We start from the raw sequence: 18,495 nt of genomic DNA, 5'->3' as shown, positions 1-18,495 counted from the left end.
CTTTCGGGCGACCGATGACCAGCGCGAAGGGGCGCCATGATCGAGTTCGAGGACGTCACCAAGCAGTACCCGGACGGCACCGTCGCCGTCGACAAACTGTCCCTGCGGATCCCGAGCAACCAGATCACGGTGTTCGTCGGGCCCTCCGGGTGCGGCAAGACCACGTCGCTGCGGATGATCAATCGCACCATCGAGCGGACCAGCGGGACGATCTCGATCGACGGCGAGGACATCAACTCCCAGGACCCGGTCACACTGCGCCGGGGGATCGGGTACGTGATCCAGAACGCCGGCCTGTTCCCGCACAAGACCGTTGTCGACAACGTCGCCACCGTCCCGAAGCTGCTCGGCTGGGACAAACGCAAGGCGCACAGTACGGCGATGGAGCTGCTCGAACGCGTCGGCCTGGACGTCAAGCTGGCCGAGCGGTATCCGGCCCAGCTGTCCGGTGGCCAGCAGCAACGAGTCGGTGTCGCCCGCGCGCTGGCGGCCGATCCGGCGGTGATGCTGATGGACGAGCCGTTCAGTGCGGTCGACCCGATCGTCCGGCATCAGTTGCAGGAGGAGCTGCTGCGGCTGCAGCGCGACATCGGCAAGACGATCGTGTTCGTCACCCACGACATCGACGAGGCGATCAAGCTCGGCGACAACGTCGCAGTACTGCAGGTCGGCGGGAAGCTGGCCCAGTTCGCGCCGCCGGCCGAGCTGCTCGGCGAGCCGGCCGACGACTTCGTCCGCGGGTTCGTCGGCCAGGATCGCGGTTACCGGGCGCTGACGTTCGTGCATCCCGAATCGTTGCCCGTGCAACCGGTTCCGGACGAGCTGGCGTTGAAGGACGGCATACCCGTCGGCTGGAAGAACGGGTCCGGTGAGCTGTTGCCGCTCGGCGCGGTGTTCAAGCGCGGCGATTCGTTGCGCGCGGCGCTGGACGCGGTACTCACGTCGCCGACCGGTTGTGGCGTCTGCGTGGACGACGAGGGCAGGGCCATCGGCGTCATCGACCAGGCCGGAGTCGCAGAGGCTCTCCGGTCATGACGTGGATAGGCGATAACCTCGGGCTGATCTGGGAGCAACTGCGCGAGCACATCTACCTGGCGATCATCCCGGTGATCCTCGGGCTGATCATCTCGGTGCCGTTGGGGTACGTCGCCACGCGGTACTCCTGGTTGGCGAACCCGCTGATCGCGTTCGGCGGCCTGCTGTACTCGTTGCCGTCGATCGCGCTGTTCATCGTGATCCCGGCGATCCTCGGCACCAAGGTGCTGTCGACGATCAACATCATCGTCGCGCTGACCATCTATACGGTGTCGCTGCTGATCCGGAACGTGATCGACGGACTGCGCTCCGTGCCACCCGACGTACGGCAGTCCGCGATCGCGGTCGGGTACGGGTCGTTGCACCGGCTGGTCGCGGTCGACCTGCCGATCGCCGTACCGGTGATCTTCACCGGGCTGCGGGTGGTCACGGTCGCGAACATCTCGATGGTGAGCGTCGGCGCGGTGATCGGGATCGGCGGTCTGGGTGAGCTGTTCACGCTCGGCTTCCAGAAGGACTTCCTGACGCCGGTGCTGGTCGGAGTCGTGCTCTCACTGGCCCTGGCGCTGGTCGCGGACCTGATCCTGGTGTCGCTGCAGCGGGTATTGACTCCTTGGGCTCGGGTTTCCACACCTGTGGCGGAGGTGGCCTGACATGTGGCAGTACCTGACCGACTCGTACAACTGGTCCGGCAACGAGGGGATCTGGGCGCGGATCCTCCAGCACCTCTGGTACACGTTTGCCGCTCTCGGACTCTCCGTGGTGATCGCGCTACCGATCGGATTGCGGATCGGGCACACCCGGCGCGGGGCGTTCCTGGCGATCAACCTCGGCAACGCGGCCCGTGCGCTGCCGAGCCTCGGTCTGCTGATGATCGCGGTCCTGCTGACCAACCAGATCGGCTTCCTGCCGGTACTGATCGCGCTGGTCGCGCTGGGCATCCCGCCGATCCTGGCCTCGACGTACGCCGGTCTGTCCGGTGTCGATCCGGCCACGATCGACGCGGCGCGGGGGATGGGGATGACCGGACGCGAGATCCTGACCAAGGTGGAGATCCCGATCGGGCTGCCGCTGATCATCTCCGGCATCCGGAGCGCCACCCTGCAGATCGTCTCGACCGCGACGATCGCCGCGCTGGTGTCACTCGGCGGCCTCGGCCGTTACGTGGTCGACGGGCTGAAGCTCCGCGACTTCCCGCAGATGTTCACCGGCGCGCTGCTGGTGGCGCTGCTTGCGATCGTGCTGGACGCGGTCTTCGCACTGATCGGGCGGATCACGGTCTCCGAAGGGCTGAAGATCGGCTGAACTGTCCGTCCTACCTGCTGAACTTGAGATGCATCCATCGGCACCGGTCGATGGCTGAACGAGAACACTGGAGGCTCTCGTGTTGAGATCCACACTCATCCGTACTGCGATCGCCGGGGTGGCGGTGCTCGGCCTGGCTGGTTGTGGGGGTGGGGGCGACCAGCTCGGCAGTGACAACGCCGGCAGCTCGCCGGCGCCCTCGAAGGTGAGCAGCATCACCGTCGGGTCCGCCGACTTCTCCGAGAGCCAGCTGATCGCGGAGATCTACGGCCAGGCGCTGGCCGCCAAGGGCATCGAGGTGAAGAAGAAGCCGAACATCGGCAACCGCGAGACCTACATGGCCGCGATCAAGGACGGGTCCGTCGACCTGGTGCCGGAGTACACCGGCGCCTCACTGGCGTACTTCGACAAGAACTCCACCGAGACCGACCCGCAGAAGGCGTACGACGCGCTGAAGAAGGCACTGACGCCGGGTCTGGAGATCCTGGAGATGTCCCCGGCCACCGACGAGGACACCATCGTGGTGACCAAGGCGACCGCGGACAAGTACCAGCTGAAGTCGATCGGCGACCTGAAGGGCAAGAACCTGGTCGCCGGCGGTAGCTCCGAGTTCAAGGTCCGGACCGCCGGGCTGAAGGGCATGAAGGAGAAGTACGACGTCGACTTCAAGGAGTACAAGACGCTCGACGCCGGTGGTCCGCTGAGCATCAAGGCGCTCGAGACCAACCAGATCCAGGTGACCGACCTGTTCACCACGCAGGCCGTGATCAAGGACAAGGGCTGGGTCCAGCTGGAGGACCCGGAGCACATCCTGCCGCCGAACAACATCGTTCCGTTGATCCGGACCGACCACAAGTCCGACGACGTGGTCGCCACGCTGAACGCGGTCGACGCCAAGCTGACCACGGACGCGCTGACCGACCTGGTCAAGCGGATCGACGTCGGCAAGGAGAGCGCGGACGCGGTCGCCAAGGACTGGCTGTCGAAGAACCCCTTGTCGTGAGCCGGTCTTGAGCTTCGAATCCCTCTGGGCCGACCAGTCCGCCATCGGCCGCAACCCCGAAACCGGCGGTTACACCCGAGGCGGCTGGAGTCCCACCGAACGCGAGGCGACGCACTGGTTCCTGGACCAGTGCGCCGCCCGCGGCCTCACCGTCGAGTCGGACGGCATAGGCAACCTGATCGCCTGGTGGGAACCGCCGGCCGAGCGGCCGGCTCCCCGCGCGGGTGGTGAGTCGGCGGCGGCGCCTGGCGTCGTCACCGGTAGCCACCTTGACTCGGTGATCGATGGTGGGGCGTTCGATGGACCGCTTGGGGTTGTTTCTGCTCTGGCGGCTGTGGACCGGTTGCGGGCGGAGGGGTTTGAGCCGGGCGTGCCGATCGGTGTGGGTGCGTTCGTGGAGGAAGAAGGGTCTCGGTTCGGGATGCCGTGTCTGGGGTCTCGGGTCGCGGCGGGTGTGCTGTCCGCCGAGAAGGCGCTGGCTTTGCAGGACCGGTCCGGCCTGAGCCTTTCAGCAGCCTTGGAAGGTGCTGGGATCGATCCGGCTGGAGTGGGACCTTCGCCGCTGCTGCAGCGGATGGGGACGTTCGTCGAACTGCATGTGGAGCAGGGCAGAGGATTGACGGCGCCGGTGGGGGTGGCGAGCTCGATCTGGCCGCACGGGAGATACCGGTTCACGTTCGGTGGTGAGGCCAACCATGCCGGCACCACGCTGATGGAGGACCGCCACGACCCGATGCTCACCTACGCGATGACCGCCCTGGCCGCGAACAAACAGGCCCGCCTGGCCGGCGCCCGCGCGACCTTCGGCCGCCTGTCGGTCGAGCCGAACGGCACCAACGCCGTACCGTCGCAAGTGACCGCCTGGCTCGACGCGCGGGCCGCCGACACCGAGACACTCGAACTATTGCTCGCGGCAATCACCAAGCAAGCCGCCGAGCGCGCCGAACGCGACGGCACCACGCTCACCGTCACCCCCGAGTCCGTCTCACCGATCGTCGACTTCCCCGTCGGACTGCGGGATCGACTGGTGAACGTGCTCGACGGCGCCCCCGTCCTCCCGACCGGCGCCGGTCACGACGCGGGCGTGTTCTCCGACGCCGGCATCCCGACCGCGATGCTGTTCGTCCGCAACCCGAGCGGCATCTCGCATTCGCCCGCCGAGTACGCCGAGCAGGACGACTGCCTCGCCGGCGTCGACGCGCTGGCCGGAGTACTGAAGGATCTCGCGAGGTGACGTCGTACTGGTGTGAGACCGCGCTCCTCCCGACCGGCCTCGCGCGCGCCGTCCTGGTGACGACGGCCGACGGCCGCTTCACGTCGATCGAGCCGGACGCTGCCCCCGGCGACGCGCAGGTCCTCAACGGACTCGTCATCCCGGGGCTCGCAAACTGCCACAGCCACGCATTCCACCGCGCCCTCCGCGGCCGCACGCAGACCGAGCGCGGCACGTTCTGGACCTGGCGCGAGCAGATGTACGCCGTCGCCGCCGCCCTCACCCCCGACACGTACTACGACCTCGCGAAGGCCGTGTACGGCGAGATGCTGCTCGCCGGGATCACCGCGGTCGGCGAATTCCACTACCTCCACCACGCGCCCGGCGGCCGGCGGTACGACGACCCGAACGCGATGGGTCTGGCGCTGATCGCGGCCGCGCGTGACGTCGGCATCCGGATCACGCTGCTCGACACCTGCTACCTCGCCGGCGGAATCGACCAGCCGCTCAACGAGGTGCAGGAGCGCTTCAGCGACGGCGACGCGACCGCCTGGGCGTCCCGGGTCGCGCAGTTGAGCGGCGGCGATGAGGTCGTGATCGGCGCGGCTGCCCACTCGGTGCGGGGAGTGCCGCAGGATCAACTGGGTGCGGTCGCGTCGGCGTTTCCCGACGTACCGCTGCATGTTCATCTGTCCGAGCAGGTCGCGGAGAACGAGGCCTGTCTGAAGGCGTACGGGCGGACGCCGACGCAGGTGCTCGACGAGGCCGGGTTCCTCAGCGGGCGGACGAGCGCGGTCCACGCGACGCATCTGACCCCGGTCGACGTCGGTCTGCTCGGCAGCTCCGCGACGTACTCCTGCTTCTGCCCGACGACCGAGCGCGATCTCGCGGACGGCATCGGCCCGTCGGTGCAGTTGCGCGACGCGGGTTCGCCGCTGACGCTCGGCTCTGACAGTCACGCGGTGATCGACCTGTTCGAGGAGATGCGAGCCGTCGAGCTCAACGAGCGTCTCGCGTCCCAGGAGCGCGGTCACTGGTCGGCGCGGGAGCTCTTCAAGGCGGCAACGACCGACGGTCACCGCTCGATCGGCTTCGACGACGCCGGCGCCATCGAGGTCGGTGCCCGCGCTGACCTGGTCGCCATCCAGCTGAACACTGCTCGCACCGCGGGCACCGGCGGCGCCGTGGAGACCGCGGTCTTCGCAGCAACAGCCGCCGATGTCTCCGATGTTGTCGTCTCCGGCGATCATTTGGTTGCCAATGGCAAGCATATTCGCCTGGACGTCCCGGCGCAGCTGGCGAAATCGATCGAGGCAGTCACCCGATGACCTCACTTCTGCTCACCAACATCAGCTCGCTGGTGACCAACGACCCCACGCACGGCGGTCTGCTCGGCGAGCTCCACGACGCGGCCCTGGTGATCGACGGCCGCAAGGTCGCCTGGGTCGGTCCCCGACGCGATGCGCCCGAGGCGGACGGAGCGCTGGATCTCGGCGGCCGAGCTGTCATCCCCGGCTTCGTCGACTCCCACTCGCACCTGGTCTTCGCCGGCGATCGCGCCGAGGAGTTCGCGGCCCGCATGACAGGTACTCCCTACTCCGCCGGCGGCATCCGCACGACCGTCGCCGCGACCCGCCAGGCCACCGACGAGCAGCTGACCGCGAACGTGTCCCGCCTCGTGACCGAGATGCGGCGGCAGGGGACCACCACGGTCGAGATCAAGTCCGGCTACGGTCTGACCGTCGCGGACGAGGCCCGGGCGCTCGAGATCGCGGGCCAGTTCACCGACGAGACGACGTACCTCGGGGCGCATGTGGTGCCGGCGGAGTACGCCGACGATCCGGCCGACTATGTGGAGCTGGTGACGGGCCCGATGCTCGACGCGGCCGCCAAGCACTCGAAGTGGATCGACGTCTTCGTCGAACGCGGCGCCTTCGACGCCGACCAGGGCCGGGCGATCCTCCAGGCCGGCATCGCCCGCGGCCTCCAGCCCCGGGTCCACGCGAATCAGCTTGGCGAGGGCCCCGGCGTACAACTGGCCTGCGAGGTCGGCGCGGCCTCGGCGGATCACTGCACCTATCTCACCGACGCGGACATCGACGCCCTGGCCTCGTCTGGTGTCGTCGCCGGTCTCCTGCCCGCGATTGAGTTCTCGACCCGCTCGCCATACCCCGACGCCCGCCGCCTCCTCGACGCCGGCGTCACCGTAGCCCTGGCTACCGACTGCAACCCCGGCTCCGGCTACTCGTCCTCCATGCCCTTCTGCATCGCGCTGGCCGTCCGCGACATGCACATGACCCCCGCCGAAGCCCTTTGGTCCGCCACAGCCGGCGGCGCCGCGTCCCTCCGCCGCCCGGACCGAGGCCACCTGACCCCCGGCGCCCAAGCCGACCTGACCGTCCTGGACGCCCCCTCCCACCTCCACCTCTCCTACCGCCCCGGCGTCCCCCTCATCAAACAAACCTGGGTGGCTGGGCGGCCGGTGTGAATTGCGGACACCCCTCACTGATCAACCGCGAGCGGATGGGCGATCGGACGCTGCGCGCATTGATCAGGCCGCACGTAAGCCGCGCTTGGTCAGTGGCTCGAGTCCGCTCGCCCGCTCGACAGCGTCAATGACCCACTCTCCGTCGAACATCACGTCCTCCCAGGTGTACCGAAGGATCGTCCACCCACGGATGGTGAGGTTGACGTGCCTGCGGCAGTCCTTCACCAAGGCTCGCCGAGTCCCGTGGTACTCGAAGCCTTCAGCCTCCAAGCCGATACGGAGGACGGGGATTCGCCAGGTCCAGTCGTGCGGAGAATCCGCTGTCCTGGACAACGACCTGAGGGACGAAGCCCTCGACTCCTCGTTCGATCAGTAGGGCCCGCAGCGCTGACTCCAGCACCGATTCCGACCGGCCGTCGGCGAGCGCGGCAACCTCGAAGATGCGTCGGCGATGCGGACCGCGGAGCCTCCCCGCGGCGTCGAGCAACTCGTCCTGCTCGACGCATCCCGAACGCAATGCTGAATCCGCGACGGCAAGCGCCTCGCCTAACGACAGGGTGCGCAGACAATCGAGCACGGTGCGGACCGGGGTGGTTACATCGTCCAGAGCGGGCACTGATGCCCAGTGCAGGATGCACGGGAGTCCGGTTCGGCGTCGGACGCGGGACGGATCCAGGGTGACGTGTGGAAGCGCGGGCGGATTGATGATCCCGAGACCCCAGTGCTGCGCGGCGCTGAGGTGAGACACGACGCCGCCGTGGCTGCGTGCGGCCGTCAACGCGGGTGGGGCCGCCGGCAGGGCATAGACGCCCTTCGCGACGCGGCGGATCTGTCCGGAAGCCAGCGCGCTTCGGACAGCTCGTGCCGACACCAGCGTGCGGAGTTCGGCAAAGGTCGCGCTTCCTCCACGCCGGCCGAGCACCTCAGCCACGTCAGTCACGGCCTCCATGGTGGCGGAATGACGGACTCCAGTGACGTCCGTTGTCCACAGGCGGACGTCCCACACTGACCAACCGTCGTCCGACAGCCCGAGTCAAGCGGGTCTGAGCGTTGCTGCGCGAGGCATAGCAAGGTTGGTCAGTGAGGGAGGTCCGGTCAATTCAGATGCAAGCCCCGCGCCGGACCGGCACCCTGGACGCATGGACACCAGGGCAAGGCTTCGCAGCGCGTTCCGTTGGCAGACCGACCGAGGCGCCTGAAGTAGTTACGCCGATCTCACCGGCTGGTGGCGAGACGCGGATCTGCTCCGCGAACTCGGACCGGCGTTGGCCGAGCTGTACGACGAGCAGCCGACCGTGGTCCTGGGACCGGTGTCGCGCGGGTCGTTGCTTGGCGCGCTGACCGCGGTGGCGCTGGGCGTCGGGTTTGTCGAGCTGCGGAAGGACGCCGAGCCGGCCGTGGACAGCGATCGGTGGGTACGGCGTACGAGCGGGCCCGACTACCGGGATCGGCAGACGGTGTTCGGCTACCGGCGAGACTTGGTCCGTGCCGGTGACCGGGTGTTGATGGTTGATGACTGGGTGGATACGGGCGCGACCGCGCTGACGGCGCGCGCGTTGGTGGCGGAGTGCGGCGCGCGGTGGATCGGGGCGGCGTGCATCGTCGACGGGCTGACCGAGCCGCGGCTCCGGCACGAGCTGCCGGTGCGCGCGTTGCTCGACGTACGGCGGATCTAGGCCCTGTCTGGTAATCCATCGCCTACTGCGGGGCACTCGGCACGGCACCTCGCCGCACGGGTGCAAAGGCCACGATGCTCCGCATCGAGACCTTCGCCCCCGCGCGCCGATGCACCGCGCCGAGCACCTCCTCGCTACGGCGCTGGATTACCAGACAGGACCTAGTCGGCCAGTTCTTTGGTGAGGAGGAGGGCGGGGGTGCCGTCGGGGAGGCGTTGTTTGTCGATCTGGACGTAACCGCGGGAGGTGTGGAAGGCGAGGGCGGCGTCGTCGAGGGGGTGGGTCCGGACGCGGGCGACGGCGCGGTCGAACGGCTTGGCGGCGCGTTCGATCGCGCGGTAGACCTGCGATCCGATGCCCTGCCGCCGGTGCTCGGTCGCGACCACGATCCGCTCGATCAGCAGGAAGCGGTTCGCGTACGTCTGGGTGAACCAGTCGAACTCGAGACCGTCGTACGCCGATCCCGGGGTGAAGGTCAGGACGAAGCCGGCCGGCTTGCCGTCCAGGTCGATGATCGCGGCGTGCGCGGCGATCAGGCGGAGCCAGTCGAGGCGGTCGGCGCCGAGGGGATCGACAAGCCCTACGGCGGCGTTGTTGAGCGCGAGCACCGCGCCGTAGTCGGCGGGACTCATTGCGCGGAGTTTCACAGGGACAGGGTCGCACGGTAAACCTTTCCCCGGGAGGGGTCTCCCTGGCCGCACCCTGGCCCGCACCCCGAAATTCGGGCCCGGCCTTGGGAATGACCTGGGCCATGTGCAATGTTGAGTCCAGTGAACTCAAGTTTGTTGCGTCACGGATTTGAACCGAGGCGGACGAACGGGCAACATTGAGTCTGCATCACTCAACTTCGTGGAGGTAAAGCATGGCCCGCGCGGTCGGAATCGATCTCGGTACGACGAACTCCGTCATCGCCGTACTCGAAGGTGGCGAGCCCACCGTCATCCCCAACGCCGAGGGAGCGCGCACGACGCCCTCGGTGGTGGCTTTCGCCAAGAACGGCGAGGTCCTGGTCGGCGAGGTGGCGAAGCGCCAGGCCACCACGAACGTCGACCGCACCATCCGCTCCGTCAAGCGTCACATGGGCGAGAGCTGGAGCGTCGACATCGACGGCAAGAAGTTCACCCCCCAGCAGATCAGCGCGTTCGTGCTGCAGAAGCTGAAGCGGGACGCCGAGGCGTACCTCGGGGAGCAGGTCACCGACGCGGTCATCACCGTGCCGGCGTACTTCTCCGACGCGCAGCGCCAGGCGACCAAGGAGGCCGGCGAGATCGCGGGCCTGAAGGTGCACCGGATCGTCAACGAGCCGACCGCGGCCGCGCTCGCGTACGGCCTGGACAAGGGCACCGAGCAGACCATCCTGGTCTTCGACCTCGGTGGTGGCACGTTCGACGTGTCGCTGCTGGAGATCGGCGACGGCGTCTTCGAGGTGAAGGCGACCAGCGGTGACAACCACCTCGGTGGTGACGACTGGGACGCGCGCATCGTGCAGTGGCTGGTGACCCAGTTCAAGAACAAGAACGGCACCGACCTGTCCGGCGACAAGATGGCCATGCAGCGCCTCACCGAGGCCGCCGAGAAGGCCAAGATCGAGCTGTCCGCCGCGGCCGAGACCACGATCCACCTGCCGTACCTGAGCCTGACCGAGTCCGGTCCGCTGCACCTGGAGGAGAAGCTCTCCCGGGCAGAGTTCCAGAAGATGACCAACGACCTGCTCGAGCGCGCCCGCGCGCCGTTCAAGGCCGTCATCAAGGACGCCGGCATCGACGTGTCGAAGATCGACCACGTGATCCTGGTCGGCGGCTCGACCCGGATGCCCGCGGTGGCCGACCTGGTCAAGGAGCTGACCGGTGGCAAGGACCCGAACAAGGGCGTGAACCCGGACGAGGTCGTCGCGGTCGGCGCCTCCCTGCAGGCCGGTGTGCTGAAGGGTGAGGTCAAGGACGTCCTGCTGCTCGACGTGACCCCGCTGAGCCTGGGCATCGAGACCAAGGGTGGCGTGTTCACCAAGATCATCGAGCGCAACACCACGATCCCGACCAAGGGTTCGGAGATCTTCACCACGGCCGAGGACAACCAGCCGTCGGTGATGATCCAGGTCTACCAGGGCGAGCGCGAGATGGCCCGCGACAACAAGTCGCTCGGCAACTTCGAGCTGACCGGCCTGCCGCCGGCGCCGCGGAACGTGCCGCAGATCGAGGTCACCTTCGACATCGACGCGAACGGCATCGTGCACGTGAACGCCAAGGACCTGGCCACCGGCAAGGAGCAGCGGATGACGGTCACGGGTGGCTCCGCGCTGCCGAAGACCGACATCGACCAGATGGTCCGCGACGCCGAGCAGTACGCCGAGGAGGACCGGCAGCGCCGCGAGGCCGTCGAGAACCGGAACCAGGCCGAGAGCCTGGTCTACCAGACCGAGAAGTTCCTGCAGGAGAACGAGGACAAGGTCCCCGACGACGTCAAGACCGAGGTCAAGGACGCCGTCGCGGAGCTGAAGAAGGCCCTCGAGGGTGACGACGCCGAGGCGATCAAGACCTCGTCGGAGAAGCTCGCCCAGTCCAGCCAGAAGATGGGTGCCGCGATGTACGCGAACGCCCAGGCCGCCGGCGGCTCCTCCGAGGAGAGCACCTCCGACGAGAGCTCGAGCAGCAACGACGACGACGTGGTCGACGCCGAGATCGTGGACGAGGACCGGCCGCAGGACAAGACGGAGGACAAGTGACGGATCGACCCACTGGCAGCGAGTTCGGTGACGGCGAGCCCGTCGTCCGGGACAAGCGCCGGATCGACCCGGACACCGGCGCGGCGCGGGAGACTGCGGATACGTCCGCGGCTCCCGCGCCCGGCGCCCAGCCGGGTACGCCGGGCACCCCGGGCGCGCAGCCGCCCCGGGACCCGTCCGACCTGGTCGGTCCGTCCGCCCAGGAGGCCCTGCTGACCGAGGCGCTCGCGGAGCGTACGGCGGACCTGCAGCGACTGCAGGCCGAGTACGTCAACTACAAGCGCCGCGTCGACCGGGACCGGGAGGCGTCACGGGAGCTCGTCATCGGCTCGGTGCTCACCGAGCTGCTCGGGACCCTCGACGACGTCGGCCGGGCCCGCGAGGCCGGTGAGCTCGAAGGCGCCTTCAAGGCGGTCGCGGAATCGCTGGAGCGCGTCACCGAGAAGCTCGGCCTGGTGAAGTTCGGCGAGAAGGGCGACACCTTCGACCCGCGCATCCACGAGGCCCTGCTGCACAACTACTCCGACGAGGTCGACGGTCCGACCGCGACGATGATCATGCAACCGGGCTACCGGCTCGGTGAGCGGGTCCTGCGCGCGGCCCGGGTGGCCGTGTCGGAGCCGACCGAACAACTGCCGGCCGACGCCGCGAAGGCGGACGCACCGGCGGAAAGCACAGATGATGACGCGGACAGGTCCGCGGAGTAGTAACGACCACGACGGGAGGGGAGGCGTCAGATGAGCACGAAGGACTGGCTCGAGAAGGACTTCTACAAGGTTCTCGGCGTCTCCAAGACCGCCGAGGCCGACGAGATCAAGAAGTCCTACCGCAAGCTGGCGCGCAAGTACCACCCCGACTCCAACGCCGGTGACGCGTCCGCGGAGGCCAAGTTCAAGGAGGTCTCCGAGGCGTACGACGTCGTCGGCGACCCGAAGAAGCGCAAGGAGTACGACGAGGCGCGCCGGCTGTTCGGCAGCGGCGGCTTCCGGATGCCGGGCGGCGGCAGCCAGGGCGGCGGCGGGTTCAACTTCGACGTCGGCGACCTGTTCAACCGCGGCGGCTCCGGCGGCAGCAGCGGTGGCGGGCTCGGCGACATCCTGGGCGGCATGTTCGGCGGCGGTGGCCAGCGCACGACCACCTCGACGACGGCCCGTCCGCGGCGCGGCCAGGACATCGAGACCGAGGCGACGATCGAGTTCGCCGAGGCTGTGAACGGTGTCACGGTCGGGCTCCGGATGACCAGCGACGCACCCTGCCCGACCTGTCACGGGACGGGTGCGAAGTACGGCACGGTGCCGAAGGTCTGCCTGAAGTGCGAAGGCACGGGTATGCAGACCTCGGTCCAGGGCGGCGTGTTCGCCATGACCGAGCCGTGCACCGAGTGCAAGGGTCGCGGCCTGGTCGTCGACCAGCCGTGCGAGACCTGCCACGGCTCCGGCCGCGGGCAGTCGAGCAAGACCATGCAGGTCCGCATCCCCGCGGGCGTGCAGGACAACCAGCGGATCCGGCTCAAGGGCAAGGGCGCGGCCGGCGAACGGGGTGGCCCCGCGGGCGACCTCTACGTCACCGTGCACGTCAAGCCGCACCGGATCTTCGGTCGGCAGGGCGAGCACCTGACACTGAACGTCCCGGTGAGCTTCACCGAGGCGGCGCTGGGTGCCGAGATCAAGGTTCCGACCCTGGACGGCCTGCCCGTCACGGTCCGGATCCCGGCCGGTACGGCGAACGGCAGCAAGCTGCGCGTCCGTGGCAAGGGATCGGTCCGGCGGGACGGGACCAAGGGAGACCTGCTCCTCACCCTCGAGGTGCAGGTGCCGCACGAGTTGACCGACGAGCAGAAGGAAAAGCTGCAGGAGTTCAACTCCGCGTCGGATCATCCTGACCTGCGGGCCGGGTTGTTCGGGAGTTCGTGATGAGTATCCCGTTCAGCCAGGTGCCGACCTGGGACGACCGCACCCCGATCTACGTGATCTCGGTGGCGGCCCAACTGGCCGGCATGCATCCGCAGACATTGCGCCAGTACGACCGGCTCGGGCTTGTGGTGCCGAGCCGGGCGTCCGGCCGCGGCCGGCGGTACTCGGCGTACGACGTGGCGAAGCTGCGCTATGTGCAGCATCTGTCCCAGGAAGAGGGCGTCAACCTCGCGGGAATTCGCCACATCCTCGCGCTACAGTCGGAAGTGGAGGACCTGCGCACGCGGGTCAACCAGCTCCTGGCCGAGGTTCAACGTGGTGTCGGCGCCTCCCGGCGGACCGCCACCAGCCGGGTCTTCTCGGCCGGCCCAGCAGGCGACGTGATCGCCATGGGCCGGCAGCAGACCACGACACGCTGGATCCGCACCCAGCCTCTGGAACTCGGCTCGCGCTGATCCTTCACCCGGGGGGATTCCCGGACCCACCGGAGGTACTCCGAAACCCACCCTCGGAGGCCTCCGGTTCCGGTGGAGGCCGTCGTTCCCCCGCGACGCCTCCACAGTCGAAGGCGCGTCATTCCCCCCGGCGCCCTTCGACCCCCGCGGGGTGGTCCGTCCTGGACCGCCCTGCGGCCTCTTCACCAGAGCCTCCGGCCGACCGGCCGGGGGCTCTGCGTGCGTTCAGCTACCGGGCCATCCGGAACCTGTTGTCTGCCGCCGCCGACCGCATACCCTGGCGAGGTGACGCTGAAGCTGGAGACGGACCGGCTGCTGATCCGGGACTGGGAGGAAGACGACGCCGACGCCGCGCTGGAGATCTTTGGCTCCGCCGACGTGGCGCCCTGGCTGTCACCTGCGATCGACAAGGTGCCGGATGCCGCGACCATGCGGATGATCCTGCAGTCCTGGATCGAGGCGCAGCCGAACTTCGTGGTCCCGGCCGGTCGCTGGGCGGTCGCCCGTCGCGACGACGGCGAGATCGTCGGCGCACTGCTGATCCGGCTGCTGCCGCCGTACGAGGAGGATCTGGAGATCGGCTGGCAGCTCCGGCCGAGTGCCTGGGGCAACGGGTTCGCGACCGAGGCCAGCCGCGCGCTGATGCGCTGGGCGTTCAAGGAGGGCGACGTCGACGAGTTGTTCGCGGTCGCCCGCCCGAACAACAAGCGCGCGATCGCGACCGCGAAGCGCCTCGGCATGCAGTGGGTCGGCGAGACCGACAAGTACTACGACCTGAACCTGCAGGTCTACCGGATGCGCGCCTCCGAGTTCAGCACGTAGCGGCACGACCCTCACCAGTTACGTATCGCCGGCAACCCGACTGGTGCCGGCGATCGTCGACGCACGTCGGCTACCCAGCGTGCTCACCCTGAATGATCCCTGGGATTTCTCAGAGTTGAGTGGAATGGACTCAAGTTTCGGTAGGTTGTGTCTAGTGAGACTTGTACGTTGAGCTGGAAAGGCTGGAAATAGATGGACGTTCAGCGGTTGACGACGCTGGCCCGGGAAACCCTGTCGGTCGCGATCCGTCAGACCTCCGCGGCGGGCAACCCGACCGTGGAACCGATTCACCTGCTCTCCGCGCTGCTCGCGCAGCCGGAGGGGACGACGATCGGTCTGCTCGAGGCAGCCGGCGGCGACGTGGACGCCGTACGCCAGAAGACCGCCGCGCAGCTGAGCCGGCTCCCGAAGGCGAGCGGTGGCAGTGTGCAGGCGCCGAGCCTGTCGCCGAAGACCGGCGACGTGCTCAACCAGGCAGAGCAGCGGGCCCTCGGGCTCGGGGACGAGTACGTCTCCACCGAGCACCTGTTGATCGCGCTCGCGACCGTCGAGGGTGCGGCCCAGACCGCGCTCGGCGTGACGGCGGACGCGCTGCTGCAGGCGTTCGACCAGATGCGGGGCAATCGCCGGATCACCTCCCCGGAGGCCGAAGGCACCACGAAGACGCTGGAGAAGTACGGCGTCGATCTGACCGAGCGCGCCCGGGACGGCAAGCTCGACCCGGTGATCGGCCGTGACTCCGAGATCCGGCGCGTGGTCCAGGTGCTGTCCCGTCGTACGAAGAACAACCCTGTCCTGATCGGTGAGCCCGGCGTCGGCAAGACCGCCGTCGTCGAGGGGCTGGCCCAGCGGATCGTGGCCGGTGACGTGCCCGAGTCGCTGCGTGGCCGCCGGCTGATCAGCCTGGACCTCGGTGCGATGGTCGCGGGTGCGAAGTACCGCGGTGAGTTCGAGGAGCGGCTGAAGGCCGTGCTGACCGAGATCAAGGAGTCCGACGGTCAGATCATCACCTTCATCGACGAGCTGCACACGGTCGTCGGCGCCGGTGCGTCCGGCGAGGGCGCGATGGACGCCGGCAACATGCTGAAGCCGATGCTGGCCCGCGGTGAGCTGCGGATGATCGGCGCCACGACTCTGGACGAGTACCGGACCCGGATCGAGAAGGACCCGGCGCTCGAGCGTCGTTTCCAGCAGGTGTTCGTGGGCGAGCCGTCGGTCGAGGACTCGATCGCGATCCTGCGCGGTCTGAAGGAGCGGTACGAGGCGCACCACAAGGTCGCCATCTCCGACTCGGCCCTGGTCGCTGCGGCCACGCTGTCGCACCGGTACATCTCCGGTCGTCAGCTGCCCGACAAGGCGATCGACCTGGTCGACGAGGCCGCGTCCCGGCTGCGGATGGAGATCGACTCCTCCCCGGTCGAGATCGACTCGCTGCGTCGTACCGTCGACCGGCTGAAGATGGAGGAGCTCGCGCTGTCCCGCGAGGAGGACCCGTCGTCGCAGGAGCGGCTGGAGCGGCTGCGTGCCGACCTTGCCGACCGCGAGGAGGAGCTCCGCGCACTCGAGGCCCGTTGGGACCGCGAGAAGTCCGGCCTGAACCGGGTCGGTGAGGTCAAGGAGCGCATCGACGAACTGCGCGGCCAGGCCGAGCGCGCCCAGCGCGACGGCGACCTGGAGACCGCGTCCCGGCTGCTGTACGGCGAGATCCCGCAGCTCACCAAGGAGCTCGAGGAAGCCGGTGCCGAGGAAGAGGTTGCCGAAGGCCCCGAGGCCATGGTCAACGAGGAGGTCGGTCCGACCGAGATCGCCGAGGTGATCGCGATGTGGACCGGGATCCCGACCGGGCGGCTGCTCGAGGGTGAGACCGGCAAGTTGCTCCGGATGGAGGACGAGCTGGGTCGCCGGCTGATCGGTCAGCGCGAGGCGGTCAAGGCCGTCAGCGACGCCGTACGGCGTGCGCGGGCCGGCATCTCCGACCCGGACCGGCCGACCGGTTCGTTCCTGTTCCTCGGTCCGACCGGTGTCGGTAAGACCGAGCTGGCGAAGGCGCTCGCGGACTTCCTGTTCGACGACGAGCGGGCGATGGTCCGGATCGACATGTCGGAGTACGGCGAGAAGCACAGCGTCGCGCGGCTGGTCGGCGCCCCGCCCGGCTACGTCGGGTACGAAGAGGGCGGCCAGCTCACCGAGGCCGTACGGCGACGTCCGTACTCGGTGATCCTGCTGGACGAGGTGGAGAAGGCGCACCCCGAGGTCTTCGACATCCTGCTGCAGGTGCTGGACGACGGTCGGCTGACCGACGGCCAGGGGCGTACGGTCGACTTCCGCAACGTGATCCTGATCCTCACCAGCAACCTGGGTTCGGCGTACCTGGCCGACATGTCGCTGGACGACAAGGCCAAGCGGGACCAGGTGATGGCGGTCGTGCGGCAGTCGTTCAAGCCGGAGTTCATCAACCGGCTGGACGAGATCGTGCTGTTCGACGCGCTCGGCAGCGAGGAGCTGACGAAGATCGTCGCGCTGCAGATCGCCGCGCTGCAGCGGCGGCTGACCGACCGGCGGATCACGCTCGAGGTGGACGACGGCGCGATGGAGTGGCTGGCGATGACCGGGTACGACCCGGTGTACGGCGCCCGTCCGCTGCGCCGGCTGGTCCAGTCCGCGATCGGTGACGAGCTGGCCCGCGGGTTGCTCGACGGCTCGGTTCGCGACGGCGAGACCGTCAAGGTGACCCTCAACGAGGCCAAGGACGCCCTCGAGGTGTCCTGACAGTTACCGGGGCCCGGTCCATCGTGGACCGGGCCCCGGTCTGTCATACCCGGTAGCGGGGCGAGAATGGGGAAATGACGCACTGGGTCAACACCACGCACGACTGGGCCGCCTCCGTCGACCGGGATCATCTGAGCGCGATCCGCGCAGACGCCGATCGGTATGCGCCCGGCGGCGTACTCCATCTGGTGCTCGAGGTGCTCGCCTACGCGGACGACGAGGCTGAGTCCGCGGGGCGGCGTGGCGAGTGCTCGGTCACGTCGTACGACGACGGCTCGATCGCGATCGCCGACAACGGGCGTGGGACCGATACGCGCGTCGACGAGCACGGGAACGTGGTGAAGAAGCCGGTCATGGCGACGAAGGACCTCCGGTTCTTCTCCGACCCGGCGGCGCCGTTGCTCCCCGACGGGCATCCTCGGCGTGGGATGTCGGTTGTTGCCGCTTTGAGCGACTGGCTGATCCACACCAACCGTCGATTGAACGGCTCCTGGACGCAGCGCTACGAGCGGGGCATCCCGGTCACCGGTCTAGAGCCGATCGAGGGCGACGGCTCGACGGGTACGACGGTGCGCTTCCGGCCGTCGTACGGCGAGGTTGCCGACCTCACGCCGTACCTGCGGTTTCCTCACCTCGAGATCAGGTCTTTGCGGAGGAAGTAGTTGGTGTGGCCGGGCGGGTAGTCGTGCTTGACGCCGTACTCGACGTAGCCCGCCTTGCGGTAGAAATCGGGCGCCTGGAACTCGAAGGTCGTGACGTCCGACCAGCGGCACCCGCGGCTGCGGCCCTCGTCCTCGAGTGACCGGAGCAGAGCGTTGCCCAGCCCCTGGCCGCGTACGGTCTCGTCGACCCACATCGTGTCGATGGTCAGCCAATGCCAGACTCGCTCGACCCGGCCGACGCATCCGCCTCGCAGGGTGCCGTCCGGACCGAGTGCGAAGACCTGCACCGGCTCGGACTTCAGATTCGCCGGCTCGAACCGCTCCTGGACGGCCGTCGACCGGGACTTGTTGTACGCGATCAGTTGGTCGACCAACTGATCCTCGAGCCCCGCGTCCGGCCCGGCCTGGAGTTCGAACTCGTCCACGTGGTCA

18 protein-coding genes are annotated in these 18,495 nt (G+C 68.4%); 15 read left to right on the top strand and 3 right to left on the bottom strand.

Annotation, left to right across the window (positions count from 1 at the left end; all coding sequences use genetic code 11):
* Positions 1-36 precede the first annotated feature (36 nt).
* The 7 genes from OHA10_RS09265 (at position 37) to hutI (ending at position 7,044) form a co-directional block, all read left to right on the top strand.
* A complete protein-coding gene (locus OHA10_RS09265) occupies positions 37-1,035 on the top strand; it encodes an ABC transporter ATP-binding protein (protein WP_371405756.1) in 999 nt (332 codons plus the stop codon).
* A complete protein-coding gene (locus tag OHA10_RS09260) occupies positions 1,032-1,688 on the top strand; it encodes an ABC transporter permease (protein ID WP_371405755.1) in 657 nt (218 codons plus the stop codon). The genes OHA10_RS09265 and OHA10_RS09260 overlap by 4 nt, the downstream gene beginning before the upstream one ends.
* A gap of 1 nt (position 1,689) precedes the next feature.
* Entirely contained in the window at positions 1,690-2,340 is a 651-nt protein-coding gene (locus tag OHA10_RS09255) for an ABC transporter permease (RefSeq protein ID WP_134110521.1), read from the top strand.
* A 79-nt stretch (positions 2,341-2,419) separates the two neighbouring features.
* Positions 2,420-3,343, top strand: coding sequence for an ABC transporter substrate-binding protein (locus OHA10_RS09250; RefSeq protein ID WP_371405754.1), 924 nt, complete (start codon positions 2,420-2,422; stop codon positions 3,341-3,343).
* A gap of 7 nt (positions 3,344-3,350) precedes the next feature.
* Positions 3,351-4,577: an allantoate amidohydrolase gene (locus OHA10_RS09245; protein ID WP_371405753.1), complete on the top strand. Its 1,227-nt coding sequence runs from the start codon at positions 3,351-3,353 to the stop codon at positions 4,575-4,577.
* Positions 4,574-5,884 (top strand): formimidoylglutamate deiminase, encoded by a 1,311-nt coding sequence (locus OHA10_RS09240; RefSeq protein ID WP_371405752.1) that lies wholly within the window; start codon positions 4,574-4,576, stop codon positions 5,882-5,884. The genes OHA10_RS09245 and OHA10_RS09240 overlap by 4 nt, the downstream gene beginning before the upstream one ends.
* Entirely contained in the window at positions 5,881-7,044 is a 1,164-nt protein-coding gene (hutI, locus tag OHA10_RS09235; protein ID WP_371405751.1) for an imidazolonepropionase, read from the top strand. The genes OHA10_RS09240 and hutI overlap by 4 nt, the downstream gene beginning before the upstream one ends.
* A 259-nt stretch (positions 7,045-7,303) precedes the next feature.
* On the opposite strand, the gene OHA10_RS09230 is transcribed toward hutI, so the two are convergent.
* Positions 7,304-7,984, bottom strand: a complete 681-nt coding sequence (locus tag OHA10_RS09230; RefSeq protein WP_371405750.1) for a hypothetical protein — start codon at positions 7,982-7,984, stop codon at positions 7,304-7,306.
* Between the two features lie 325 nt (positions 7,985-8,309).
* Here OHA10_RS09230 and OHA10_RS09225 point away from each other — a divergent pair, with 325 nt between their 5' ends.
* Positions 8,310-8,720, top strand: a complete 411-nt coding sequence (locus OHA10_RS09225; protein WP_371405749.1) for a phosphoribosyltransferase family protein — start codon at positions 8,310-8,312, stop codon at positions 8,718-8,720.
* Between the two features lie 161 nt (positions 8,721-8,881).
* On the opposite strand, the gene OHA10_RS09220 is transcribed toward OHA10_RS09225, so the two are convergent.
* Entirely contained in the window at positions 8,882-9,352 is a 471-nt protein-coding gene (locus OHA10_RS09220; protein ID WP_371405748.1) for a GNAT family N-acetyltransferase, read from the bottom strand.
* Positions 9,353-9,582: 230 nt separating this feature from the next.
* Between OHA10_RS09220 and dnaK the strand changes: the two genes are divergently transcribed.
* From dnaK to OHA10_RS09185, 7 genes are all read left to right on the top strand, one after another.
* On the top strand, positions 9,583-11,442 hold the full coding sequence (gene dnaK / locus OHA10_RS09215; protein WP_371405747.1) for a molecular chaperone DnaK: 1,860 nt from the start codon (positions 9,583-9,585) through the stop codon (positions 11,440-11,442).
* Positions 11,439-12,149 (top strand): nucleotide exchange factor GrpE, encoded by a 711-nt coding sequence (grpE, locus tag OHA10_RS09210; protein ID WP_371405746.1) that lies wholly within the window; start codon positions 11,439-11,441, stop codon positions 12,147-12,149. Before dnaK ends, grpE begins: the two co-directional genes overlap by 4 nt.
* A 30-nt stretch (positions 12,150-12,179) precedes the next feature.
* The gene (gene dnaJ / locus OHA10_RS09205; RefSeq protein ID WP_371405745.1) at positions 12,180-13,355 is read left to right on the top strand and encodes a molecular chaperone DnaJ; all 1,176 of its coding nucleotides are present in this window, start codon (positions 12,180-12,182) and stop codon (positions 13,353-13,355) included.
* Positions 13,355-13,810: a heat shock protein transcriptional repressor HspR gene (locus tag OHA10_RS09200; protein WP_371405744.1), complete on the top strand. Its 456-nt coding sequence runs from the start codon at positions 13,355-13,357 to the stop codon at positions 13,808-13,810. Before dnaJ ends, OHA10_RS09200 begins: the two co-directional genes overlap by 1 nt.
* 285 nt (positions 13,811-14,095) lie before the next feature.
* Positions 14,096-14,632, top strand: a complete 537-nt coding sequence (locus OHA10_RS09195) for a GNAT family N-acetyltransferase (RefSeq protein ID WP_371405743.1) — start codon at positions 14,096-14,098, stop codon at positions 14,630-14,632.
* A 192-nt stretch (positions 14,633-14,824) separates the two neighbouring features.
* A complete protein-coding gene (gene clpB, locus OHA10_RS09190) occupies positions 14,825-17,401 on the top strand; it encodes an ATP-dependent chaperone ClpB (RefSeq protein ID WP_371405742.1) in 2,577 nt (858 codons plus the stop codon).
* A 74-nt stretch (positions 17,402-17,475) separates the two neighbouring features.
* Positions 17,476-18,063: a hypothetical protein gene (locus tag OHA10_RS09185; protein ID WP_371405741.1), complete on the top strand. Its 588-nt coding sequence runs from the start codon at positions 17,476-17,478 to the stop codon at positions 18,061-18,063.
* On the opposite strand, the gene OHA10_RS09180 is transcribed toward OHA10_RS09185, so the two are convergent.
* Positions 18,030-18,488 (bottom strand): GNAT family N-acetyltransferase, encoded by a 459-nt coding sequence (locus OHA10_RS09180; protein WP_371405740.1) that lies wholly within the window; start codon positions 18,486-18,488, stop codon positions 18,030-18,032. The two genes, OHA10_RS09185 and OHA10_RS09180, sit on opposite strands and share 34 nt — an antisense overlap.
* Between the last annotated feature and the right edge of the window lie 7 nt (positions 18,489-18,495).

This window comes from Kribbella sp. NBC_00662, assembly GCF_041430295.1.
In the GTDB taxonomy this organism is placed as follows: domain Bacteria; phylum Actinomycetota; class Actinomycetes; order Propionibacteriales; family Kribbellaceae; genus Kribbella.
Note: the sequence above shows the minus strand (reverse complement) of the source record. Positions and strands in the feature narration are given on the sequence as shown.